Source organism: Luteimonas sp. e5 (assembly GCF_054031035.1).
Genome location: NZ_JBSTRX010000002.1, coordinates 369,992 through 392,543 on the forward strand (window position 1 = coordinate 369,992; position 22,552 = coordinate 392,543).

Sequence of the window (22,552 nt, forward strand, 5' to 3'; positions counted from 1 at the left end):
GAGCGTGAAGCCGGCGCGACCATGCCGCTTCGTCGACCACGGAAATGCACGAGGCCCGCGCATGGCGGGCCTCGTGGCGGCAGATGCGGGCGCGGCCTCAGTCCAGCCGCACTTCCACCCGGCGTGCGTGCGCCGGATCGCCGCTGCCGGTGGTGATCATCGGCTTGTCCAGCTCGATGCGCGCCGGGTCGATGCCGGCCGCGGCCAGTGCATCGGCCACGTTCTGCGCGCGCTGCTTGGCGATTTCCGCATTCACTCCCGGATCGCCGCTGGCGTCGTGGAAGCCCGAGACGCGCGCCTTGAGGCCGGGATCGTCGTGCAGCGAGGCGATCACCCCGGACAGGGCTTCACCGTCATTGACCGACAGTTGCGAGGAGCCCAGCGCGAAGTAGATGTCCGCCGAGCGTGCATCGCCGCGGGTGACATGGCTGGCGGCTTCGGCCTGCAGCGCATGGCCCGTGCCGGCCGCAGCGCCGGCCGCACCCGCGGTGGCATCACCGGCGCTGACCGGCAGCAGCGGCACGATCAGCAGCGCGACGATGTTGATGATCTTGATCAGCGGGTTGACCGCGGGGCCGGCGGTGTCCTTGTACGGGTCGCCGACGGTGTCGCCGGTGACCGCCGCCTTGTGCGCCTCCGAGCCCTTGCCGCCGAAGTTGCCGTCCTCGATGTACTTCTTGGCATTGTCCCAGGCGCCGCCGCCGGTGGTCATCGAAATCGCCACGAACAGGCCGGTGACGATGGTGCCGATCAACAACCCGCCCAGCGCCTGCGGCCCGAGCAGCAGGCCGACCACGATCGGCACCACCACCGGCAGCAGCGAGGGCACGATCATCTCGCGGATCGCGCTGCGGGTGAGCATGTCCACCGCCTTGTCGTACTGCGGCTTGCCGGTGCCTTCCATGATGCCCTTGATCTCGCGGAACTGGCGGCGCACTTCCTCCACCACGCTGCCCGCGGCGCGACCGACCGCTTCCATCGCCATCGCGCCGAACAGGTAGGGGATCAGGCCGCCGATCAAGAGCCCGATGATCACCTTGTGGTCGCTGAGGTCGAAGGCGAAGTGCATGCCCGGGTTGGCGGCTTCGAGGTTGTGCGTGTAGTCGGCGAACAGCACCAGTGCGGCCAGCGCGGCCGAGCCGATGGCATAGCCCTTGGTCACCGCCTTGGTGGTATTGCCGACCGCGTCCAGCGGGTCGGTCACGTTGCGCACCTCGGCCGGCAGCTCGGCCATCTCGGCGATGCCGCCGGCGTTGTCGGTGATCGGTCCGTAGGCATCCAGCGCGACGATCATGCCGGCCATCGACAGCATCGCGGTGGCGGCAATGGCGATGCCGTACAGACCACCGAGCGCATACGCGGCCCAGATCGAGATGCACACCGCGACCACCGGCAGCGCGGTCGATTTCATCGACACGCCGAGGCCGGCAATGATGTTGGTGCCGTGGCCGGTGGTCGAGGCTTCGGCCACGTGGCGCACCGGCTTGTACTGGGTGCCGGTGTAGTACTCGGTGATCCACACGATGACGCCGGTCAGCAGCAGGCCGATCAGCGCGCACCAGTAGATGTTCATCCAGCCATGGCTGTTGTCGGCCATCAGCTCGCGGGTGATCGGCCAGAACGCCACGGCGGCGAGCACCGCGGAGACGATCACGCCGCGGTACAGCGCACCCATGATGTTGGGATTGCTGCCGCTGACGCGAACGAAGAACGCGCCGACGATGGAGGCGATGATCGAGGCGCCGCCGAGCACCAGCGGGTAGAGGATGGCCTGGCTGCCGGCTTCGTTCATCATCAGCCCGCCCAGCAGCATGGTGGCGATCACCGTCACCGCGTAGGTTTCGAACAGGTCGGCGGCCATGCCGGCGCAGTCGCCGACGTTGTCACCCACGTTGTCGGCGATCACCGCCGGGTTGCGCGGGTCGTCCTCGGGGATGCCGGCTTCGACCTTGCCCACCAGGTCGGCGCCGACGTCGGCGCCCTTGGTGAAGATGCCGCCGCCCAGGCGCGCGAAGATGGAGATCAGCGAGGAGCCGAAGGCGAGGCCGACCAGTGCGTGCAGCGCGTCATCACTGGCCACGCCCATCACTGCGGTCAGCACGTACCAGTAGCCGGCGACGCCGAGCAGGCCGAGGCCGACGACCAGCATGCCGGTGATCGCGCCGCCCTTGAAGGCGACATTCATCGCCGGGCCCATGCCCTGGCGCGCGGCTTCGGCGGTACGCACGTTGGCGCGCACCGACACGTTCATGCCGATGTAGCCGGCGGCACCGGAAAGCGCCGCGCCGAGCAGGAAGCCGATCGCGGTGAACCAGCCGAGGAAGAAACCGACCAGCAGCATCAGCACCAGGCCGACCACCGAAATGGTGATGTACTGGCGGTTGAGGTAGGCGCGCGCGCCTTCCTGGATGGCGCCGGCGATTTCCTGCATGCGCTCGTTGCCGGCTGGTTGCCGGTTGATCCAGCCCGCGGCCCACAGGCCGTAGACGATGGCGATGACGGCGCACAACAGCGCCAGGACAAGTCCGTATTGCACCAGCATGAAACCTCCCCGTATCGGATGCGGATGGCGGAACGGGCCGACTATGGCACAGCCGGGCCGGGTTCGGGGCGGTGCGCGCGACATGGCGGGTCACGCGGCTTCGGCAATCGCCGAAGACGCGCTCACCGTCGCCGCCGGGGATGTGGCGGTTGTGCAGTGCCCGTGCACGGATGAACGCCACTGCACCCGTCGCGCCACGGTTCAGCCTGGCCCTGCCAGCCTGCATGGCATGTTCGCACCCGGATTCCCCATCGCCATGCGTCCACTGCCGCTGTCCGCACTGACCCTCGCGCTTGCCCTCGTCCTGCCGCTGCAGACGGCCGGCGCGGCCGAACCCGAACCTGAAATCCGCCGTGCACCGGCGACGCCGCAGGCCGATGGCGTGCTGCATACGCTGCGCGTGATCCCCGAGGCCTGCGTGCGCCTGCAGGGACGTTTCAGCGCAGACGCGGCCACGCCCTATGCGCTGGAGGCGGTGCCCAGTCGCGGCAATTGCGCACCGCGTGCGCAGCTGGTCGCGGCCCGCGAGGCACGTCCGGAGCGTGGCGAAGGCTGGGTGCTGAATGACGTGATCCGCGTGCCGCGCGCGTCCTGCCCCGGGCAGCAGGCGGTGCTGCGCATCTGGCGTCATCCGGGCGCGGTCGCGGCGCCCAGGCTCGATGCCCAGGGCCGCAGCCGGGTGTACCTGGATCGTGATGGCGGGCGCATCAAGGACGACGGCCAGCGTCGCCAGGTCCCCGCCTTCGCCACCGACTTCAAGCTCGAAGGCAAGCGCTGCTGACCGCGCCGCGTGCGTGCGGCGCGCGGCGTGTGTGCGACGTCAGTCCTTGATGTCGACCAGCTTCATGCGCCCGCCGGCGCCGGAGCGGATCGTCACGTCCTTCTTGCGGCAGCCGAAGCGTTTGGCGATCACGGCGATCAGTTCGGCATTGGCCTTGCCGTCCACCGGCGGCGATTTCAGTTGCGCCAGCCACACGCCGTCCTCGCCTTCGACCAGCGATTGCGTGCGGGCATTGGGTTTGACCTTCACCTGAAGCGTGCGCATGGCGGCAGTCCAGTCGGCGCGGCATCGCCTGCCATGTTCAAGGGAAGCGGAAATCGCGATACTTCGGCAGTCCGTCGCGCGCATACGGCGGATAGGCCTCGCCACGGATCAGCGGCTGCAGGTAACGGCGTGCGGCCTCGGTGATGCCGTAGCCGTCGGCGCGGATGTAGTCATCGGGCACGGTCTTCTCGGCATTGGCGATGTCCTGCAGCGGGGCCGGGCGCACGCGCCAGCGGTAGGGCGAGTCGGCCAATCGTTCGATCACCGGCATCACCGCGTTCATGCCCTTGAGTGCGTACTGCACCGCGCGCCGGCCCACCGCCTGCGCGTGGCGGAAGTCGGTCTCCGAAGCGAGGTGGCGTGCCGAGCGCTGCAGGTAATCGGGCAGCGCCCAGTGCACCTTGTGGCCGAGCGCGTCCTGCACCCGGCCGGCGAGGTGGCTGGCCACGCCGCCGAGCTGGGTATGGCCGAAATCGTCCTTGCCGGCACCGGCGTCGGCAATGAAGTTGCCCGCGGCATCGCGGATGCCTTCGCTCGCCACCACCACGCACCAGCCCACGCGCTTGACCGTGGCATCGACGCGGGCGAGGAAGTCGGCCTCGTCGAACGTGCGCTCGGGGAACAGGATCAGGTGCGGGGCTTCGTCCTCGCCGCGACCGGCCAGGCCCGCCGCCGCCGCCAGCCAGCCGGCATGCCGGCCCATCGCTTCGTAAATGAACACCTTGGTCGAGGTCGAAGCCATCGCCGCCACGTCCAGCGCCGCTTCGCGCACCGAGACCGCGGTGTACTTGGCCGCGGAGCCGAAGCCCGGGCAGCAGTCGGTGACCGCGAGGTCGTTGTCCACCGTCTTCGGCACGCCGATGGCGGTCAACGGGTAATCGAACTCGGCGGCAAGCTGCGAGAGCTTGAGCGCGGTGTCGGCCGAATCGTTGCCGCCGTTGTAGAGGAACCAGCGCACTTCATGCCGGCGCAGCGTGGCGAGCAACTGCTCGTAGCGCGCGCGGTCGGCCTCCAGCGATTTCAGCTTGACCCGGCAGCTGCCGAACGCGCCGCCCGGCGTGTGCGCCAGTGCGCGCAGGTCGGCACGGCTCAGTGGCGCGGTGTCGATCAGGTCATCGTCGATCGCACCGAGGATGCCGTTGCGCGCGGCCAGCACGTTGACCCCATGGCTGCGCGCTTCGCTGATCACGGCGGATGCGGTGGCATTGATCACGGCGGTCACGCCACCGGACTGGGCGTACAGCATTTGGCCTTGCGGGCGGGATTTTTTCGTCATGGGGCGCTTTGGAAGGGGTCCGAGTGCGTTAAGCTGCGCGTGCTGCGCTGGCCCGGCGAGTGTAGCGCCCGTGCATGAACAGCTTATGGAGTGATACCCGATGCGACTTGTCCTGCTTGGCCCGCCCGGCTCCGGCAAAGGCACCCAGGCCACCCGCCTGAAGGAATACCTGCAGGTGCCGCATATTTCCACCGGCGAACTGCTGCGCGCCGAAGTCGAGGCCGGAACCCCGCTGGGCCTGGCGGCCAAGGACGTGATGGCGCGTGGCGAACTGGTCAGCGACGACATCCTGCTCGGCATGCTGGAAGAGCGCTTCTCGCGTGCGGATACCGCCGCCGGCTTCATCCTCGACGGCTACCCGCGCAACCCGGCGCAGGCCGATGCGCTGGGCAAGCTGCTGGCGCGGCTGGGTCAGGATTTCGACGCCGCGGTGCAGCTGGCGGTGCCCAGCGAACTGCTGGTCGAGCGCATCGCCGGTCGCGCGCAGGCCGAAGGGCGCGCCGATGACACTCCCGAATCGGTGCGCAACCGGCTCAAGGTATACGAGGAAAAGACCGCGCCGGTGGTCGAGTTCTATCGCCAGCATGGCCAGCTCACGGTGGTCGATGGCGTCGGTGAGCTCGACGAGGTGTTCACCCGCATCATCGAGGCGATCGGTGCCGGCAAGGATGTCGGCTGAGCATGCCGCGACTGCGGATCAAGCGGTGAACTGAGCACGGAGCAGGCTTGAAGATCCATATCCTCGGCATCGCCGGCACTTTCATGGGCGGCGTGGCGGCACTGGCGCGCGAACTGGGGCACGAGGTCGAAGGCAGCGACCAGGCGGTGTACCCGCCGATGTCGACCCAGCTGGAAACCCTCGGCATCGAATTGAGGCAGGGCTACGATCCCGCGCACATCGATGCCGACTGCGACGCGGTGGTGATCGGCAACGCACTGTCGCGTGGCAACGCGGCGGTGGAGGCGGTGCTCGACTCCGGGCGCCGTTACATCAGCGGCGCGCAATGGCTGGCCGAGGAAGTGCTGCCCGGGCGCGAGACGCTGGCGGTCGCCGGCACCCATGGCAAGACCACCACCAGCACCCTGCTGGCCTTCCTGTTGCAGGCCGCCGGGCGCGAGCCGGGCTTCCTGATCGGCGGGGTGGCCGAGGATTTCGGCGTGTCCGCGCGCCTTGGCCAAGGGCGCGAGTTCGTGGTCGAGGCCGACGAATACGACACTGCGTTTTTCGACAAGCGCAGCAAGTTCGTGCATTACCGGCCGCAGGTCGCGATTCTCAACAACCTCGAGTACGACCACGCCGACATCTTCCCCGACCTCGCCGCGATCGAGCGCCAGTTCCACCACCTGGTGCGCACGGTGCCGCGACGCGGCCGGTTGATCGTCAACGGCGAGGACGAAAACCTGCGTCGGGTGCTGGCGATGGGTTGCTGGACGCCGGTGGAAACCTTCGGCATCGACAGCGAGGGCGCGAGCGGCGGCTTCGACTGGAGCGCGCGTTTGCTCGAGGCCGATGGCAGCGCCTTCGAGCTGCGCCGCGCGGGCCAGCCGATCGCGCGCGTGGAATGGCCGCTGCTGGGCCGGCACAACGTAATGAACGCGCTGGCGGCACTGGTGGCGTGCGCGGCGGTGGGCGTGGATCCGGCTGCGCTGGCGCCGGCGCTGGCGCGCTTCCGCAGCGTGAAGCGGCGCATGGAGCTGCTGGCCGAGGCCGGCGGCATCAGCGCGCATGACGACTTCGCCCATCACCCCAGTGCGATCGCCACCACCCTGGCCGGCCTGCGCGCACGCGTGGGCGATGAGCGCATCGTGGTGGCGATGGAGCCGCGCAGCAATTCCATGCGCTTGGGCGCACATGCCGATGCATTGGCGCCGTCATTGGCCGAGGCCGATCTGGTGCTGTTCCTGGCGCGCCCCGAGCTGCCCTGGGATGCCGCGCGGGTGATCGCCGACCTGCGTGGCGAGGCGCTGGCGCTGGCCGATGCCGATGCGCTGCTGGCCGAACTCAAGACGCGCGTGCGCAGCGGCGACCACGTGGTGTTCATGTCCAACGGCGGCTTCGACGGCCTGCCGCGGCGCTTCGCCGAATTCCTGCGCCAGCGCGGCTGAGCGCGCGCCTGCGGCTGCGCTCAGGGCACGCGGGTGGTGTCGATGCGCAGCACCGGCACGCCATCGCTGCGCCGGCCATCGGCCTGGCGTGGCAGCGTGGCCAGATCTTGGCGCAGGCTGGCATAGGCTGCGCCGCCGTCATCCACCGGCAGCCACAGCCGCGCCACTCCGAGCACCCGGCGCAGGCGCATGGTCTGCACCGTGCCGATCCACAGCTCGGTGCCGTCTTCCATCCGCGCCGGTGCCGGCCACAGGCGCAGCACCTCGCGCTCATGCTCGTCGGCGCCGGGGCGGCTCATCAGCAATGCTTCGGGATGGCCTTCCAGCGAGCTTGGCAGGATCGGCAACCGGGCGGCCACCGCATCGCCGTCGAGCAGGCCCAGCATGTCCACCCACTCGGCCTGCGGCTTGACCCGCCAGCCGGCCACTTCCAGCGCGGTCTGCACCGGTACCAGCGGGCCGGCCACCTGCAGGTCCAGCGGCCAGCGGATGGTGTCGCCACGCGCATTGCGCGTGCCGGGCAGCTCGCGCCAGCCATCGCCGCGCCAGTGCTGCAACGACATGACGCGGGTCGGCGGTGGCGAGAACTTGGCCAGCAGTGCCTCGCTGCCGCGCGGTCCGTGCCACAGCGCGGCGGCGATGAACACGGTGTAGAAGATCGCGGCCAGCGGGCGCATCCAGAACGAGCGTTCGACGCGTCGGCGGTAGGCGATGCCGAGCGCGAACACCCACAGCAGGCCGAACAGCATCGCGCTGACCACGTCGCTGAGCCAATGCGCGCCGAGGTAGAGGCGGGCGAAAGCGACCAGGCACACCGCCACCGTGCCGGCGAGGTAGGGCCAGATGCGCCGTCGCCCGGGCCATTCGCGTGCGATCAGCACGGCGAAGAAACCGAAGCCGATGGTCATCATCACGATGCTCACCGAAGGGAAGCCGAAGCCGGCCGGTGCGACCGGTGGCCGCGGCATGTGCACCGCGTGCTTGACCGCCATCGCCGCCAACCAGCCGATCATCAGTGCCGCCAGCCAGTGCAGCGCCGCCGCCCAGCGCCGTCGCCACAGCAGCCACAGCACCCCGGCGAGCACCGCCGGGCCGAGCACTTCGGCATCGCCGAGCCGCGCCAGTGCGGCCATCAGGTTGTCGGCCAGCGGGTTGCGCAGCGCGAACATGGCCTGGTAGACGCGGTGGTCGATGGCCAGCGGGCCACCGCTGGCGGCCAGCGCCAGCGCACCCGCGATGGCCGCCCACAGCATCGCGATCAGGCCGCCGATCAGCAGCAGCAGGGAGGGTGAATCGGGACGCCTGGGGTCGACGAAATAGGCGGCGAGGCGACCGATGCGCGGATGCGCGCGCGACCAGCGCAGGCTGCGTGCAAGCAGGCCGTCGGCGTGGTCGGCGAACCAGCGCGAGGTGTAGATCACGCCAGCCCAGGCCGCCGCCACCACCGCCGCCAGCGCGACCAGCACCAGCGCCAGTTTGTCGGCCACCGCCGCCACCGCATCGTAGGACTTGCCGAACAACCAGCCCGGGGCGAGGAACAGCAGTGCCCAGCTGGCACAGGCCAGCGCACTGGCTGCGGCATAACGCGCAAACGGCATGTGCAGCATGCCGGCGATGGCCGGCACGAAGGGCCGCACCGCGCCCACGTAGCGCGCGATCAGGATGCTTTTCAGGCCATGGCGCCGGAACAGCCGTTCGCTGCGGTCGATCAGTTGCGGATAGCGCCGGAACAGCCACAGGCCGCGCATCTGCGGACCCCAGCGCTGGCCGATCCAGTAGCTCACCGCATCGCCGATGAAGGCGCCGGATGCGGCCGCGGCCACCGCCAGCGGGCCGTTGACGTGGCCCAGGCCAATCAATGCGCCGACCGCGAACAGCAGCGGGAGCGCCGGCACCAGGATGCCGACCACCGCCAGTGCATCGCACAGCGCGACCAGGAAGGCGAACGCGATCGCAGCGGCCGGGTGCTCGCCGATCCATGCCACGAGCTGATCGAGCCATGCGCTGGTCATCGGCGCGATTATAGAAGCCGCACGCAACCCGTTCGCGACGCCTGTCCGCCATGGTCCGGCATGTTCATCCGGCTGTCAGCCGCCGCCTATACTCGGGCGCACTTCCCGCACACACGAGATCGAGCATGCCCACACTGGCTGGCAAGACCCTGATCATCACCGGCGCCTCGCGTGGCATTGGCCGCGCCATCGCGCTGGCCGCCGCGCGCGATGGCGCCAACATCGCGATCCTGGCCAAGTCCGCAGTCGCCAACCCCAAGCTGCCCGGCACCATCCACAGCGTGGCCGACGAAGTGCGTGCCGCCGGCGGACAGGCGCTGCCGATCCAGTGCGACATTCGCGAAGAGGAGCAGGTGCGCGCCGCGGTGGCCGCCACCGTGGATGCGTTCGGCGGCGTCGATGCGCTGGTCAACAATGCCAGCGCGATCTGGCTGGCGGGTGTGCTCGACACCCCGATGAAGCGCTACGACCTGATGACCCAGGTCAACTCGCGCGGCAGCTTCCTGTGCGCACAGGCGGCGTTGCCCGAGCTGCTCAAGTCGCCCAATCCGCACATCCTCACCCTGTGCCCGCCGCCTTCGCTGGCGCCGAAATGGTGGGGGCCGCACACCGCCTACACCCTGGCCAAGATGGGCATGAGCCTGGTCACCCTGGGCATGGCCGCCGAGTTCGCCGGCAAGGGCATCGGCATCAGCGGGCTGTGGCCGCGCACGGTGATCGCCACCGATGCGCTCAACATGATTCCGGGGGTCGAGGTCGAGCGCTGCCGCACGCCGCAGATCGTGGCCGATGCCGCACGCGAGATCCTGCTGCGCGATGCCGCCGAGACCAATGGCCGCTTCTTCATCGACGAAGAGGTCCTGCGCGAAGCCGGCATCGAGGATTTCAGCGGCTACGCGGTGAACCCGGAGCAGCCGTTGCTGCCGGATCTGTTCCTCGAACCCTGAGCGCGGCGTGCATGGCCATGGCGGCGTCGCGGCGCCGTCATCGGCAGGCGCGATAATGGCGGCAGACCCGATCCGGTAGCGCACGATGAAATACCTGCATGCCATGTTGCGCGTCCATGACCTGGACGCCACCTCGAAGTTCTTCACCGAAGGCCTCGGCCTGGTGCAGACCCGACGCATCGACAACGAGGCCGGAAAGTTCACCCTGGTGTATTTCGCCGCGCCGAAGAATCCGGACGTGGAGGTCGAGCTGACCCTCAACTGGGGCAGCGACGAGGATTACGGCAACGCGCGCAACTTCGGTCACCTCGCCTTCGAGGTCGAGGACATCTACGCGCGCTGCGCCCACCTGCAGGCGATGGGCGTGACCATCAACCGTCCGCCGCGCGATGGGCGCATGGCCTTCGTCAAGACCCCCGACGGGATTTCCATCGAACTGCTGCAGGCCGGGGAGGCGCTGGCACCGGCCGAGCCGTGGAGCTCGATGCCCAACAGCGGCGAGTGGTGAGGCGGGGCGATCGCTGCGGATGCCGCGTCACCGTCCGCCACCGCTGACACGCGCCTGCGACGCAGCAGGGCCGGGATCGCGCCCGGCCCTGTCGTTGCAGCACGGCAATCAGAACGTCGTGCGCATGCCGATGCTGAACTCACGTGGCGCATTGCCGCGTGCACCGTCCGCCCCGCGATGGGTGATGCGCTGCTGATCGAACACGTTGTTGACGCGCACGTACAGCTCGGTATTCGCCGCCAGCGGGTAATGGCTGGCGAGATCCACGGTCATCAGGCTCTGCGTCTGCAGCAGGCGGTTGTCCACCCCGGGGCGGCGTGCGACATTGCTGGTCCACGCCTTGGCCTGCCAGTTCAGTGCCAGATAGCTGTTCCAGCCGGCGCTGGTTTCCAGCCCCAGCCGCAGCGTACCCACGGTTTTCGGCGTGTATTCGATGACGTCGCCCTTGAGCACCGCGCCGCTGTCCGAAGCGCGGGTGTATTCGCCATCGGTGAAGGTCCAGGCCAGCCGCAACGGCACGCGCAGCGAATCGGTTTCATGCAGCACGCCGAACGCACCGAGCTCCAGCCCGGAGACGCGCTTGCGACCGGTCTGCTCGGTGCCGTCGACGCGGCCGCCGGGGCAGGGGTTGGCCACCATGCAGGTACGCATCGAATTGCGGTAATCGGTGTGGAAGCCGATTGCGTCGACGCCCCACGTGCCGCTGCGCCAACGCAGGCCACCTTCGTAATTGATGCTTTCCTCGCCACGGGTGCCGTGCGCAACGCCATTGCCGGGCGGCGCGAAGCCCTGATGGATGCCGCCGAGCAGGGTCCAGTTCGGGTTCAACGCGTAATTCGCGCCAAAGCCCAGCGTGGTCTTGTCCAGGCGATTGTGCTTGCGCGCCGCGATCTGCTCGGCAGTGGCATCGCGGGCGAGGTTGGCCTGGCTGCGGATGCGCTCGTGACGCAGCATCGGCAACAGGTTCCACTGACCGATGGTGATGCGATCGCCGAGCCAGAACGCCAGGGCCCGCGCTTCGCCGCGCGAAGGCGTCGCCGACGCGGTGGACTGGTAGACCAGGGTGCCATCGATCTGCTGGTAGAAGCTGTTGGCGATGCCATTGACCGCGTTGCGCGTGGTGTCGTGGTGCCAGCGCACGCCGCCGGTCAGCTCGTGCCAGGCCTCGCCGCTGGCGAAGCCGTGGTTGAGCTCGATCTGCGCGCCCTTGCTGGTGAACGCCTGGTGGTTGTGGCCGTAACGCACGCCATTGGCATGGGTGGTGTCCCGCGTGCCGTCGAGGATGCCCTGCAACAGGTCGGCATCGGCGCCGCCTGTGTTGATGATCGAGGTGATTCCGCCGAGGTTGATGCCATTGATCTGGTTCAGGCGGTTGTAATAGCGATGGGTGTCGGCCCCGTACAGGGTGCTGGTCAGGCGGGTGTCGGCGCCGAACCAGATCTGGTGCTGCACGCTGGCATTCTTGCGGCCGCGGTTCATCCGCTCCAGCGCCGACAGTCCGTAGCGGCGATTCGGGTCGGCCCGGAAGTCGGCTTCGGTGAGGCCGAGGTAGCTGACGTCGAGGCTTTCGCGGTCGTAGCCGAGCTTGATGTCCAGTTGCTGCGGATACGCGGCATCCGGCGCACTTTGCCAGCGCAGCTTGCCCATCCAGTCGTTGATGCGGAAGCCGGCGCCGTTGCGGCTGCGATCGATTTGATGGAAGCCGTCACTGGCGGCCTGGTAGGTCTCCAGCAACCAGCTCCATTGGCCCTGACTGCCGCCGACGTTGGCGTGGATCTTGTGGCGGTCGAAGGAACCGAATTCCGCGTTCAACATGCCGCCGAACTGCTGCGGGATCGCACTGCTCACCAGGTTGACCACGCCCGAGGTGGTCTGCGGGCCGTGGAACAGGATCTCCGGGCCTTTCAGCACCTCGACCATGCGCATGCGGCCGATGTTGGGGAAGAAGTAGGCCGAGGTGTTGGCGTAGGCGGCCATCGCTGCGGGAATGCCGTCCTCCAGCACGCTGATGCGGTCGCTGCGCCCGGCGCTGGAAGCGCGGATGCCGATGCGCGGGAACTGGCCGAGGCCGGACTCCTCGCGGGTATACACGCCGGGCACGGTGCCGAGCACGTCATTGGCATTGGACGAGCCGAACTTGTGCAATTCGCGCTCGCTGAGCACGTAGGCCGAGCCCATGCTTGATTGCGGATCTTCGATCTTGCCGATCACCCGCACCACATCGAGCTGTTGCGGGGTTGGATCGACGGCGGCGTCGACGGCGAAGGCGCTGGCGGGGGCGGCAAGTGACAGCCACAGCGCACGGGTGAGGGCACGACGGCGTGGCGCGCGTGCAGGATGGGTGGGCATCGAAAGGCTCCAAGGATGTGGTCAATGAATGGATTCGCGCTCACTTGCATCAGCAGCTGGCTGCGCGCGGGATGCAATATTAAACGAGAATCATTCTCGTTTCCATTCTCTTTTGGAGGTGATGCCCGGCTGTAGCTTCGCTCCGAACGTGCCCGGGAATGATGGGCCCGGGAAGGGTCTGCCACAGGCCGCTCCCACGGCCGCTCCCACGGCCGATCCGCGCCGTCATGCGCGCGCCGGACCTGCGCGTGGCGGGCGCATGTGCGGCTGGGTCAGTCCTCGTCGGGCTCGTTGTCCGGCAGCACCTGGCCGCATTTGCGGCAGTACCAGGCATCCACGTCGTGATCGAGCAGGCCGCACTGGGTGCAGCGCACGCGCACCCGGCCGCGCTCGCGCATGGTGCGCGCCAGCTCCGCGGTGTAGATGCCGGTGGGCACGGCGATGATGCTGTAACCGATGATGATCAGGGTCGAGGTGATGAAGCGGCCGAGCGCGGTGCCCGGCGCGATGTCGCCGAAGCCGACCGTGGCCATGGTCACCACCGCCCAGTACATGCCGGTGGGGATGCTGTGGAAGCCATGCGCCGGGCCTTCGACCACGTACATCAGCGCACCGAAGATCACGGTGATGGTCAGCAGGGTGGTGACGAATACCAGGATCTTGCGCCGGCTGCGCAGCAGCGCCTGGATCAGCATGCCCGCTTCGCTGGAGTATTCGACCAGCTTGAGGATGCGGAAGATGCGCAGCAGGCGCAGGATGCGCACCACCGCCAGCGAGGCACTGGCCGGGAACAGCAGCGAGAGAAAGGTGGGCAGGATCGCCAACAGGTCGATCACGCCGAAGAAGCTGTTGACGTAGCGTCGCGGCCGCTTCACCACCCAGATCCGCGCCACGTATTCGACGGCGAAAATCAGGGTGAACATCCACTCGGCCAGGTACAGCTGCGAATGCCACTTGGCCTTGATCCACGGCACGCTGTCGAGCATCACCACCAGCACGCTGGCGAGGATCACGCCGATCAGCAGCAGGTCGAAATTGCGCTCGTCGCGGTGGTTGTGGTGGAAGAACAGGCGGAACAGCTTGTAGCGCAGACCGGTTTCGCTGGCCGGCAGATGGCTGCGCTCGAAAAAGCCGCCATCGCTCTGATCCTTGTGCCGGGATTTGCGCGGATGCATGGTCGTGCCGCTCAGAGGCTGGCGAAGGCGTCGCGCGCGGCGGCGATGGTGGCGTCGATCACCGCCGCATCATGCGCCGAGGACACGAAGCCGGCCTCGAACGCCGATGGTGCGAGGAACACGCCGCGCTCGAGCATCGCATGGAAGAAGCGGTTGAACGCGGCGCTGTCGCAGGCGGTGGCGGCGGCGAAGGTATCGACCTTGTCGGCATTGAAGAACAGCCCGAACATGCCGCCCACGCGCTGGGTGGAGAACGGCACCCCGGCCGCGCGCGCGGCCTCTTCCAGCCCGTCGCACAGGCGGTTGGAAGCCGCTTCCAGTGCCTCGTGGAAGCCCGGTGCCTGGATCAGCTCGAGCATCGCCAGCCCCGCGGCCATCGCCACCGGATTGCCTGACAGCGTGCCGGCCTGGTAGATCGGGCCGGACGGCGCGATCTGCTGCATCAGCTCGCGGCGCCCGCCATAGGCGCCGACCGGCATGCCGCCGCCGATGATCTTGCCGAAGGTGGACAGGTCCGGCGTCACTCCGTAACGCGCCTGCGCACCGCCGAGGGCCACGCGGAAGCCGGTCATCACCTCGTCGAAGATCAGCAGCGCGCCATGCTGCGTGCACAACTCGCGCAGGTGCTGCAGGTAACCGTCCCGCGGCGGCAGGCAGTTGGCATTGCCGACCACCGGCTCGATGATCAGACCGGCGATGTCGGCGCCACATTCATCGAACAGCTTGGTCGCCGCATCGAAGTCGTTGTAGGGCAGGGTCAGGGTCAGATCCGCCAGCGCCTTGGGCACGCCCGGCGAGGTCGGCACGCCGAAGGTCAGCGCGCCGCTGCCGGCCTTGACCAGGAAGCTGTCGCCGTGGCCGTGGTAGCAGCCTTCGAACTTGACGATGCGGCTGCGCCCGGTGGCGCCACGTGCCAAGCGGATCGCCGACAGCGTGGCTTCGGTGCCGGAATTGACCATGCGCACCATCTCGCAGCTGGGCACCAGTTGGGTGATCGCCTCGGCCATGGTCACTTCCAGCGGATTGGGCGTGCCGAAGGACAGCCCGTCGCGCGCGGCATCGATCACCGCCTGCAGCACCTGCGGGTGGTTGTGGCCAACGATCATCGGCCCCCAGGAACCCACGTAGTCGATGTAGCGGTTGCCATCGACATCGAACAGGTACGGCCCTTCCGCGCGCTGCACGAAGAACGGCTCGCCGCCGACCGACTTGAACGCGCGCACCGGCGAATTGACCCCGCCGGGCAGCAGGTTCTGGGCGCGGGTGAACAGGTCGTGGGAGCGGGGGTGGTTCATGCGGATTCTCTTGACGAAGGATTCGGGTTGCAGGCGGCAGCAATGGTGCGTGCGGCGGCGATCGGATCGCGCGCATCGAACACGCCGCCGATCACCGCCAGCACATCGGCGCCGAGGGCGACCGCCGTGCCTGCATTGTCCGCCGTGATGCCACCGATCGCCACCCGCGGCACGCCGAGCGCTGCGGCCTGCGTGAACAATACCGGCATCGCGCGTCGTGCCTGCGGCTTGGTGGCGGAGGCAAACAACGCACCGAAGGCGATGTAATCGGCGCCGGCTTGGGCGGCGTCGTGCGCGCGCTGCAGCTCGTCGTAGCAGCTCGCGCCGACCACGCGTCCGGCGCCGAGCAGGGCGCGCGCAGTGGCGATGTCGCCATCGTCCCGACCCAGGTGCACGCCATCGGCATCGACCTCGCGCGCCAGGTGCATGTCGTCGTTGACGATGAAGCACACCCCGGCTTCACGGCACAGCTCGCGCAGCGCACGCGCCTGCCGCAAGCGCTCATCGGCCGTGGCCAGCTTGTTGCGGTACTGCAGCGCGGCGACGTGTGGCAGCAACGGCGCGATGCGTGCGGGCAGCGTATCGCCATCGACGCTGTCGGGTGTCAGCAGATACAGGCCGCGTGCGGGGAAAGGCATCGAGCTCATGCGCGGAGGCGTGGCGAATGGGACAATGCGCATCTTCACCGATCATCCCGTGAGCGTCATGTCCCGAAGCAGCGCCGATTCCGTCCCTTTCCGCACCTGGATGTGCGTGGTCTGCGGCTTCATCTATGACGAAGCGGCGGGCCTGCCCGAGGACGGCATCGCGCCCGGCACGCGCTGGGAAGACGTGCCCGAAACCTGGACCTGCCCCGATTGCGGCGTGACCAAGGCCGACTTCGACATGCAGGAAGCCTGAGCGCGCGCAGGCTGTCGGTACGACTCTCGTACCGACTCTGCTGCGGTCACTGCGTCAGGCGCGTGGCGGACGTTACTTGCGCGCAGCGTCGATGCCGGGGCCGAAGGTGAGTTCCGCGCCGTCTTGCAAGTCGAGCGCTTCGGCCTGACCGGCGTTCAACTCCAGCACGTACAGCGCCGGCCCTTCGCTCGGATACGACGGGCAACGATCGCCGAGGATGCACGGCGGCACATCGCGCTGCTGACTGACCAGGCGGCGTGCCGAATCGAAGTAGAGGATGTCCAGCGCGATGCGCGTGTTCTTCATCCAGTACGCCTGCGGCGCTTCGTGCTCGTGGATGAACAGCATGCCGTGGTCGGCGTCCATGGCTTCGCGGAACATCAGCCCACGCGCACGACTGGCATCATCGCGTGCCACTTCCACCTGGTAGCGCTTGCCGGCCAGCTCCACCCAATGGCGACCATCGGTGGCGCAGGCGGCCAGCGGTGCAATCAGGAACAGCGCGAGCAGTGCGCGACGGATCAGGGCGGGCATGGCATCGACTCCGGTGCGTGCGGGAAGGCCACATTCTGCACCGGCAGCCGCAACACGGTGCGCATGGGCGCGGCGGTGTCGCGATCAGCGCGCAAGGGCTTCCCTTGTGCCCCGCATTCATGCACAATGCGCGGCCCGCCACGGAGCGCACCTTCGAGGCGGGGCCATCAGGCAAAAATTTTTCGATCAGGGTGTTGACGAATCGAAAAAGCGCGCTATGATGGGCGGCTCACCTCGACGGACTCGTCGCGGTGAGGCGGCAGAAAAAAGTTCTTGACGAGGTGTTGACAAGGACCAAATCTGCTGTAAGATGGTCGGCTCCCTCGGGCGACATGCCCAACGGAGCAAACGGGACGGCGCTGAGGCCAACCCGCGGATCTTTGAAAGTGTACGCAGGTGACTTGTGCGGACGTCTGGTGGATGGAAGTTTGTTCACAAGCAAGACGTTCAAACAGAACCAAGTCAATTCATGCATAGCGATATGCAGCGAGTGATTCGGGTCTGGACGAAGTCTGCACTCAAGCAATTTCGGAACTTCGGTTCCGGAGCAAGTTTAAGTGAAGAGTTTGATCCTGGCTCAGAGTGAACGCTGGCGGCAGGCCTAACACATGCAAGTCGAACGGCAGCAGCAAGAGAGCTTGCTCTCTTGGCTGGCGAGTGGCGGACGGGTGAGGAATACATCGGAATCTGCCCAGTCGTGGGGGATAACCTCGGGAAACCGGGACTAATACCGCATACGACCTACGGGTGAAAGCAGGGGATCTTCGGACCTTGCGCGATTGGATGAGCCGATGTCGGATTAGCTAGTTGGAGGGGTAATGGCCCACCAAGGCGACGATCCGTAGCTGGTCTGAGAGGATGATCAGCCACACCGGGACTGAGACACGGCCCGGACTCCTACGGGAGGCAGCAGTGGGGAATATTGGACAATGGGCGAAAGCCTGATCCAGCCATGCCGCGTGGGTGAAGAAGGCCTTCGGGTTGTAAAGCCCTTTTGTTGGGAAAGAAAAGCTTTCGGTTAATACCCGGAAGTCATGACGGTACCCAAAGAATAAGCACCGGCTAACTTCGTGCCAGCAGCCGCGGTAATACGAAGGGTGCAAGCGTTACTCGGAATTACTGGGCGTAAAGCGTGCGTAGGTGGTTTGTTAAGTCAGATGTGAAAGCCCCGGGCTCAACCTGGGAACTGCATTTGATACTGGCAGGCTAGAGTGCGGTAGAGGGTAGCGGAATTCCTGGTGTAGCAGTGAAATGCGTAGATATCAGGAGGAACATCCGTGGCGAAGGCGGCTACCTGGGCCAGCACTGACACTGAGGCACGAAAGCGTGGGGAGCAAACAGGATTAGATACCCTGGTAGTCCACGCCCTAAACGATGCGAACTGGATGTTGGGTTCAACTTGGAACTCAGTATCGAAGCTAACGCGTTAAGTTCGCCGCCTGGGGAGTACGGTCGCAAGACTGAAACTCAAAGGAATTGACGGGGGCCCGCACAAGCGGTGGAGTATGTGGTTTAATTCGATGCAACGCGCAGAACCTTACCTGGCCTTGACATGCACGGAACTTTCCAGAGATGGATTGGTGCCTTCGGGAACCGTGACACAGGTGCTGCATGGCTGTCGTCAGCTCGTGTCGTGAGATGTTGGGTTAAGTCCCGCAACGAGCGCAACCCTTGTCCCTATTTGCCAGCACGTAATGGTGGGAACTCTAGGGAGACCGCCGGTGACAAACCGGAGGAAGGTGGGGATGACGTCAAGTCATCATGGCCCTTACGGCCAGGGCTACACACGTACTACAATGGGAAGGACAGAGGGCTGCAAACCCGCGAGGGCAAGCCAATCCCAGAAACCTTCTCTCAGTCCGGATTGGAGTCTGCAACTCGACTCCATGAAGTCGGAATCGCTAGTAATCGCAGATCAGCATTGCTGCGGTGAATACGTTCCCGGGCCTTGTACACACCGCCCGTCACACCATGGGAGTCTGTTGCACCAGAAGTAGGTAGCTTAACCCTCGGGAGGGCGCTTACCACGGTGTGGCCGATGACTGGGGTGAAGTCGTAACAAGGTAGCCGTATCGGAAGGTGCGGCTGGATCACCTCCTTTAGAGACACGGCAGACCAAGTCTGCCAGGCGTCCGCACAAGTAACCTGCATCCAGATTCCCGGCATGGCCGAGGAAACGTCCCCAATACTGGGGCCTTAGCTCAGCTGGGAGAGCACCTGCTTTGCAAGCAGGGGGTCGTCGGTTCGATCCCGACAGGCTCCACCAAACTGGCGAAGACAACGGGTCTGTAGCTCAGGTGGTTAGAGCGCACCCCTGATAAGGGTGAGGTCGGTGGTTCGAGTCCTCCCAGACCCACCACCCTGGCACATGCGCCAAGGGTCGTCGAAAGCCGAGAATCTGGATCGGAAGCGTACACGAACATTGATTTGAAGCATCCTGGCGTTGAGGCCCGGATGCGTTCTGTGAAAACCGGAATGTAGCGAGCGTTTGAGATTGAAGAATACTCAAGACGTGTCGTTGAGGCTAAGGCGGGTGCAGTGATGCACCTAAACATTTGAAATGTCGTTGATATTCGCGCGACAGGTTGTATGGCTCCGAGGCAACTTGGGGTTATATGGTCAAGCGAATAAGCGCACACGGTGGATGCCTTGGCGGTCAGAGGCGATGAAGGACGTGGCAGCCTGCGAAAAGCGTCGGGGAGCTGGCAACAAGCTTTGATCCGGCGATGTCCGAATGGGGAAACCCACCCTTAGGGGTATCGTGCACTGAATACATAGGTGTACGAAGCGAACGCGGTGAACTGAAATATCTAAGTAACCGTAGGAAAAGAAATCAACCGAGATTCCCTTAGTAGTGACGAGCGAACGGGGATTAGCCCAAAAGTCCATTTGGTTCTAGCAAAACGGTCTGGAAAGTCCGGCCATAGAAGGTGATAGCCCTGTATGCGAAAGGGCCATTTGGATGAAATAGAGTAGGGCGGGGCACGAGAAACCCTGTCTGAACATGGGGGGACCATCCTCCAAGGCTAAATACTACTGACCGACCGATAGTGAACCAGTACCGTGAGGGAAAGGCGAAAAGAACCCTGGTGAAGGGAGTGAAATAGAACCTGAAACCGTGTGCGTACAAGCAGTAGGAGCCCTTCGGGGTGACTGCGTACCTTTTGTATAATGGGTCAGCGACTTACTGTCTGTGGCAAGCTTAACCGTATAGGGGAGGCGAAGGGAAACCGAGTCTGAACAGGGCGCATAGTCGCAGGCAGTAGACCCGAAACCGGGTGATCTAGTCATGCCCAGGGTGAAGGTTCGGTAACACGAACTGGAGGCCCGAACCCACTCCCGTTGCAAAGGTAGGGGATGAGGTGTGATTAGGAGTGAAAAGCTAATCGAACCCGGAGATAGCTGGTTCTCCTCGAAAGCTATTTAGGTAGCGCCTCATGTGAATCCTCTCGGGGGTAGAGCACTGTTATGGCTAGGGGGTCATCGCGACTTACCAAACCATGGCAAACTCCGAATACCGAGAAGGAATGCATGGGAGACACACGGCGGGTGCTAACGTCCGTCGTGGAAAGGGAAACAACCCAGACCCACAGCTAAGGTCCCCAATTACCGCTAAGTGGTAAACGATGTGGAAAGGCATAGACAGCCAGGAGGTTGGCTTAGAAGCAGCCATCCTTTAAAGAAAGCGTAATAGCTCACTGGTCGAGTCGGTCTGCGCGAAAGATTTAACGGGGCTAAGCGGTAAACCGAAGCTTGGGGTGCATGCTTTGCATGCGCGGTAGAGGAGCGTTCCGTACGCCTGCGAAGGTGAGTCGAGAGGCTTGCTGGAGGTATCGGAAGTGCGAATGCTGACATGAGTAACGATAATGCGGGTGAAAAGCCCGCACGCCGAAAGCCCAAGGTTTCCTTGCGCAACGTTAATCGGCGCAGGGTGAGTCGGCCCCTAAGGCGAGGCAGAAATGCGTAGTCGATGGGAAGCTGGTTAATATTCCAGCACCTCGCGTAAGTGCGATGGAGGGACGGAGAAGGTTAGGTCTACCCGGCGTTGGTTGTCCGGGGGAAAGGCGGTAGGCATGGTTCTTAGGCAAATCCGGGAACCTCTATGCCGAGCACCGAGACGAGCTCACATTGAGCGAAGTGACTGATACCACGCTTCCAGGAAAAGCTCCTAAGCTTCAGCTTACGCAGACCGTACCGTAAACCGACACAGGTGGGTAGGATGAGAATTCTCAGGCGCTTGAGAGAACTTGGGTGAAGGAACTAGGCAAAATGGTACCGTAACTTCGGGAGAAGGTACGCCCCCTTTGGTGGTCACATGCGTGACTGGGCTGAGGGGGGCCGCAGATACCAGGCCGCTGCGACTGTTTATCAAAAACACAGCACTCTGCAAACACGAAAGTGGACGTATAGGGTGTGACGCCTGCCCGGTGCTGGAAGGTTAAGTGATGGGGTCAGCCGCAAGGCGAAGCTCTTGATCGAAGCCCCAGTAAACGGCGGCCGTAACTATAACGGTCCTAAGGTAGCGAAATTCCTTGTCGGGTAAGTTCCGACCTGCACGAATGGCGTAACGATGGCGGCACTGTCTCCACCCAAGACTCAGTGAAATTGAAATCGCTGTGAAGATGCAGCGTTCCCGTGGCAAGACGGATAGACCCCGTGAACCTTTACTATAGCTTTACACTGAACGTTGAGTTCGTCTGTGTAGGATAGGTGGGAGGCTTTGAAGTGTCGGCGCCAGCTGGCATGGAGCCATCCTTGAAATACCACCCTGATGTGCTTGACGTTCTAACCTAGGCCCGTTATCCGGGTCGGGGACCGTGTATGGTGGGTAGTTTGACTGGGGCGGTCTCCTCCCAAAGAGTAACGGAGGAGCTCGAAGGTACGCTCAGCGCGGTCGGACATCGCGCACTGTGTGCAAAGGCATAAGCGTGCTTGACTGCAAGAGTGACGGCTCAAGCAGGTACGAAAGTAGGACTTAGTGATCCGGTGGTTCTGTATGGAAGGGCCATCGCTCAACGGATAAAAGGTACTCCGGGGATAACAGGCTGATTCCGCCCAAGAGTTCATATCGACGGCGGAGTTTGGCACCTCGATGTCGGCTCATCACATCCTGGGGCTGTAGTCGGTCCCAAGGGTATGGCTGTTCGCCATTTAAAGTGGTACGCGAGCTGGGTTCAGAACGTCGTGAGACAGTTCGGTCCCTATCTGCCATGGGCGTTGGAAATTTGAGAGGGGCTGCTCCTAGTACGAGAGGACCGGAGTGGACGAACCTCTGGTGTTCCGGTTGTCACGCCAGTGGCACTGCCGGGTAGCTACGTTCGGAAGCGATAACCGCTGAAAGCATCTAAGCGGGAAGCGCGCCTCAAGATGAGATTTCCCGGGGCACAAGCCCCCTGAAGGCACCATCAAGACTAGGTGGTTGATAGGCTGGGTGTGTAAGTACAGCAATGTATTGAGCTAACCAGTACTAATGAGCCGTGAGGCTTGACCATATAACCTCAAGTGGCCTTGAGCCAAGACGCGCGTCTGCGTGTTCTTCGACCAGGCACTCGCTACATTCCGTCCCCATGAAAGTTGGCGCGAAGCGGCTTGCCGCCCACGCGACACTTCCCAGCTTTCTGGCGACATTAGCGCTGTGGAACCACCCGACCCCATCCCGAACTCGGAAGTGAAACGCAGCTGCGCCGATGGTAGTGTGCACTCAGCATGCGAGAGTAGGTCATCGCCAGATTTATTCCGGACGCCCCGCATCCCTGATGCGGGGCGTCTTTCTTTTTGCGCATTGCACGAACGCAAGGCGCCACGCGGGATTCCCGGCAGGCGGAGCATGCCGGCAGCCACGGCCCGCAGATCTTGTTTTTCC

The 22,552-nt window shown here is 65.1% G+C and carries 15 protein-coding genes, 2 tRNA genes, 3 rRNA genes and 1 pseudogene; 11 read left to right on the top strand and 10 right to left on the bottom strand.

Annotation, left to right across the window (positions count from 1 at the left end):
- Positions 1-97: 97 nt before the first annotated feature.
- Both ACW11F_RS07180 and ACW11F_RS07185 read right to left on the bottom strand, forming a co-directional pair.
- Complete coding sequence (locus tag ACW11F_RS07180) at positions 98-523, bottom strand: OmpA family protein (protein ID WP_456996571.1); 426 nt, start codon at positions 521-523, stop codon at positions 98-100.
- Positions 512-2,542 (bottom strand): annotated as a pseudogene (locus ACW11F_RS07185) (sodium-translocating pyrophosphatase); the annotation flags it as partial. The gene ACW11F_RS07180 and the pseudogene ACW11F_RS07185, both read right to left, overlap by 12 nt.
- A 229-nt stretch (positions 2,543-2,771) precedes the next feature.
- On the opposite strand from ACW11F_RS07185, the gene ACW11F_RS07190 reads away from it, so the two are divergent.
- Positions 2,772-3,323: a hypothetical protein gene (locus tag ACW11F_RS07190; protein WP_456996232.1), complete on the top strand. Its 552-nt coding sequence runs from the start codon at positions 2,772-2,774 to the stop codon at positions 3,321-3,323.
- 39 nt (positions 3,324-3,362) lie between these two features.
- On the opposite strand, the gene ACW11F_RS07195 is transcribed toward ACW11F_RS07190, so the two are convergent.
- Positions 3,363-3,587, bottom strand: a complete 225-nt coding sequence (locus tag ACW11F_RS07195; protein WP_456996233.1) for a DUF167 domain-containing protein — start codon at positions 3,585-3,587, stop codon at positions 3,363-3,365.
- Between the two features lie 37 nt (positions 3,588-3,624).
- Positions 3,625-4,863, bottom strand: a complete 1,239-nt coding sequence (locus tag ACW11F_RS07200; RefSeq protein ID WP_456996234.1) for a 6-phosphofructokinase — start codon at positions 4,861-4,863, stop codon at positions 3,625-3,627.
- A gap of 100 nt (positions 4,864-4,963) precedes the next feature.
- On the opposite strand from ACW11F_RS07200, the gene ACW11F_RS07205 reads away from it, so the two are divergent.
- Both ACW11F_RS07205 and mpl read left to right on the top strand, forming a co-directional pair.
- Positions 4,964-5,542 carry an adenylate kinase gene (locus tag ACW11F_RS07205; protein WP_456996235.1) on the top strand — a complete coding sequence of 193 codons (579 nt, stop codon included), beginning with the start codon at positions 4,964-4,966 and terminating at the stop codon, positions 5,540-5,542.
- A 47-nt stretch (positions 5,543-5,589) separates the two neighbouring features.
- Positions 5,590-6,969, top strand: a complete 1,380-nt coding sequence (gene mpl, locus ACW11F_RS07210) for a UDP-N-acetylmuramate:L-alanyl-gamma-D-glutamyl-meso-diaminopimelate ligase (protein ID WP_456996236.1) — start codon at positions 5,590-5,592, stop codon at positions 6,967-6,969.
- 20 nt (positions 6,970-6,989) lie between these two features.
- Here mpl and ACW11F_RS07215 read toward each other — a convergent pair whose 3' ends face one another.
- Positions 6,990-8,981, bottom strand: a complete 1,992-nt coding sequence (locus ACW11F_RS07215) for a VTT domain-containing protein (RefSeq protein ID WP_456996237.1) — start codon at positions 8,979-8,981, stop codon at positions 6,990-6,992.
- Between the two features lie 125 nt (positions 8,982-9,106).
- Between ACW11F_RS07215 and ACW11F_RS07220 the strand changes: the two genes are divergently transcribed.
- Positions 9,107-9,928: an SDR family oxidoreductase gene (locus tag ACW11F_RS07220; RefSeq protein ID WP_456996238.1), complete on the top strand. Its 822-nt coding sequence runs from the start codon at positions 9,107-9,109 to the stop codon at positions 9,926-9,928.
- Between the two features lie 85 nt (positions 9,929-10,013).
- Positions 10,014-10,436 carry a VOC family protein gene (locus ACW11F_RS07225; RefSeq protein WP_456996239.1) on the top strand — a complete coding sequence of 141 codons (423 nt, stop codon included), beginning with the start codon at positions 10,014-10,016 and terminating at the stop codon, positions 10,434-10,436.
- A gap of 108 nt (positions 10,437-10,544) precedes the next feature.
- Here ACW11F_RS07225 and ACW11F_RS07230 read toward each other — a convergent pair whose 3' ends face one another.
- From ACW11F_RS07230 to thiE, 4 genes are all read right to left on the bottom strand, one after another.
- Entirely contained in the window at positions 10,545-12,785 is a 2,241-nt protein-coding gene (locus tag ACW11F_RS07230; RefSeq protein ID WP_456996240.1) for a TonB-dependent receptor family protein, read from the bottom strand.
- 272 nt (positions 12,786-13,057) lie between these two features.
- Positions 13,058-13,960, bottom strand: a complete 903-nt coding sequence (locus tag ACW11F_RS07235; protein ID WP_456996241.1) for an ion transporter — start codon at positions 13,958-13,960, stop codon at positions 13,058-13,060.
- Between the two features lie 11 nt (positions 13,961-13,971).
- Positions 13,972-15,255 carry a glutamate-1-semialdehyde 2,1-aminomutase gene (gene hemL / locus ACW11F_RS07240; protein ID WP_456996242.1) on the bottom strand — a complete coding sequence of 428 codons (1,284 nt, stop codon included), beginning with the start codon at positions 15,253-15,255 and terminating at the stop codon, positions 13,972-13,974.
- Positions 15,252-15,902 carry a thiamine phosphate synthase gene (gene thiE, locus ACW11F_RS07245; protein WP_456996243.1) on the bottom strand — a complete coding sequence of 217 codons (651 nt, stop codon included), beginning with the start codon at positions 15,900-15,902 and terminating at the stop codon, positions 15,252-15,254. The genes hemL and thiE overlap by 4 nt, the downstream gene beginning before the upstream one ends.
- A gap of 58 nt (positions 15,903-15,960) precedes the next feature.
- On the opposite strand from thiE, the gene ACW11F_RS07250 reads away from it, so the two are divergent.
- The gene (locus ACW11F_RS07250) at positions 15,961-16,155 is read left to right on the top strand and encodes a rubredoxin (protein WP_456996572.1); all 195 of its coding nucleotides are present in this window, start codon (positions 15,961-15,963) and stop codon (positions 16,153-16,155) included.
- Between the two features lie 72 nt (positions 16,156-16,227).
- Here ACW11F_RS07250 and ACW11F_RS07255 read toward each other — a convergent pair whose 3' ends face one another.
- Positions 16,228-16,689, bottom strand: a complete 462-nt coding sequence (locus ACW11F_RS07255; protein WP_456996244.1) for a DUF192 domain-containing protein — start codon at positions 16,687-16,689, stop codon at positions 16,228-16,230.
- Positions 16,690-17,243: 554 nt separating this feature from the next.
- On the opposite strand from ACW11F_RS07255, the gene ACW11F_RS07260 reads away from it, so the two are divergent.
- The 5 genes from ACW11F_RS07260 to rrf all read left to right on the top strand — a co-directional run bounded on the left by ACW11F_RS07260 (position 17,244) and on the right by rrf (position 22,420).
- Positions 17,244-18,790: ribosomal RNA gene (locus ACW11F_RS07260) — 16S ribosomal RNA — on the top strand.
- An 89-nt stretch (positions 18,791-18,879) separates the two neighbouring features.
- Positions 18,880-18,955 (top strand) — tRNA-Ala (locus ACW11F_RS07265).
- Between the two features lie 16 nt (positions 18,956-18,971).
- Positions 18,972-19,048, top strand: a tRNA-Ile gene (locus tag ACW11F_RS07270).
- Between the two features lie 258 nt (positions 19,049-19,306).
- Positions 19,307-22,181 (top strand): 23S ribosomal RNA (locus ACW11F_RS07275).
- Between the two features lie 125 nt (positions 22,182-22,306).
- Positions 22,307-22,420 (top strand): 5S ribosomal RNA (gene rrf, locus ACW11F_RS07280).
- The 16S, 23S and 5S rRNA genes sit together here with 2 tRNA genes alongside, the layout of an rRNA operon.
- Positions 22,421-22,552 lie beyond the last annotated feature (132 nt).

Bases quoted from the DNA above. Each gene is read 5' to 3' on its own strand.
- ACW11F_RS07190 (WP_456996232.1), top strand. From the start codon at position 2,772: ATGTTCGCACCCGGATTCCCCATCGCCATGCGTCCACTGCCGCTGTCC.
- ACW11F_RS07195 (WP_456996233.1), bottom strand. From the start codon at position 3,587: ATGCGCACGCTTCAGGTGAAGGTCAAACCCAATGCCCGCACGCAATCG.
- ACW11F_RS07200 (WP_456996234.1), bottom strand. From the start codon at position 4,863: ATGACGAAAAAATCCCGCCCGCAAGGCCAAATGCTGTACGCCCAGTCC.
- ACW11F_RS07205 (WP_456996235.1), top strand. From the start codon at position 4,964: ATGCGACTTGTCCTGCTTGGCCCGCCCGGCTCCGGCAAAGGCACCCAG.
- ACW11F_RS07215 (WP_456996237.1), bottom strand. From the start codon at position 8,981: ATGACCAGCGCATGGCTCGATCAGCTCGTGGCATGGATCGGCGAGCAC.
- ACW11F_RS07220 (WP_456996238.1), top strand. From the start codon at position 9,107: ATGCCCACACTGGCTGGCAAGACCCTGATCATCACCGGCGCCTCGCGT.
- ACW11F_RS07225 (WP_456996239.1), top strand. From the start codon at position 10,014: ATGAAATACCTGCATGCCATGTTGCGCGTCCATGACCTGGACGCCACC.
- ACW11F_RS07230 (WP_456996240.1), bottom strand. From the start codon at position 12,785: ATGCCCACCCATCCTGCACGCGCGCCACGCCGTCGTGCCCTCACCCGT.
- ACW11F_RS07235 (WP_456996241.1), bottom strand. From the start codon at position 13,960: ATGCATCCGCGCAAATCCCGGCACAAGGATCAGAGCGATGGCGGCTTT.
- hemL (WP_456996242.1), bottom strand. From the start codon at position 15,255: ATGAACCACCCCCGCTCCCACGACCTGTTCACCCGCGCCCAGAACCTG.
- thiE (WP_456996243.1), bottom strand. From the start codon at position 15,902: ATGAGCTCGATGCCTTTCCCCGCACGCGGCCTGTATCTGCTGACACCC.
- ACW11F_RS07250 (WP_456996572.1), top strand. From the start codon at position 15,961: ATGTCCCGAAGCAGCGCCGATTCCGTCCCTTTCCGCACCTGGATGTGC.
- ACW11F_RS07255 (WP_456996244.1), bottom strand. From the start codon at position 16,689: ATGCCCGCCCTGATCCGTCGCGCACTGCTCGCGCTGTTCCTGATTGCA.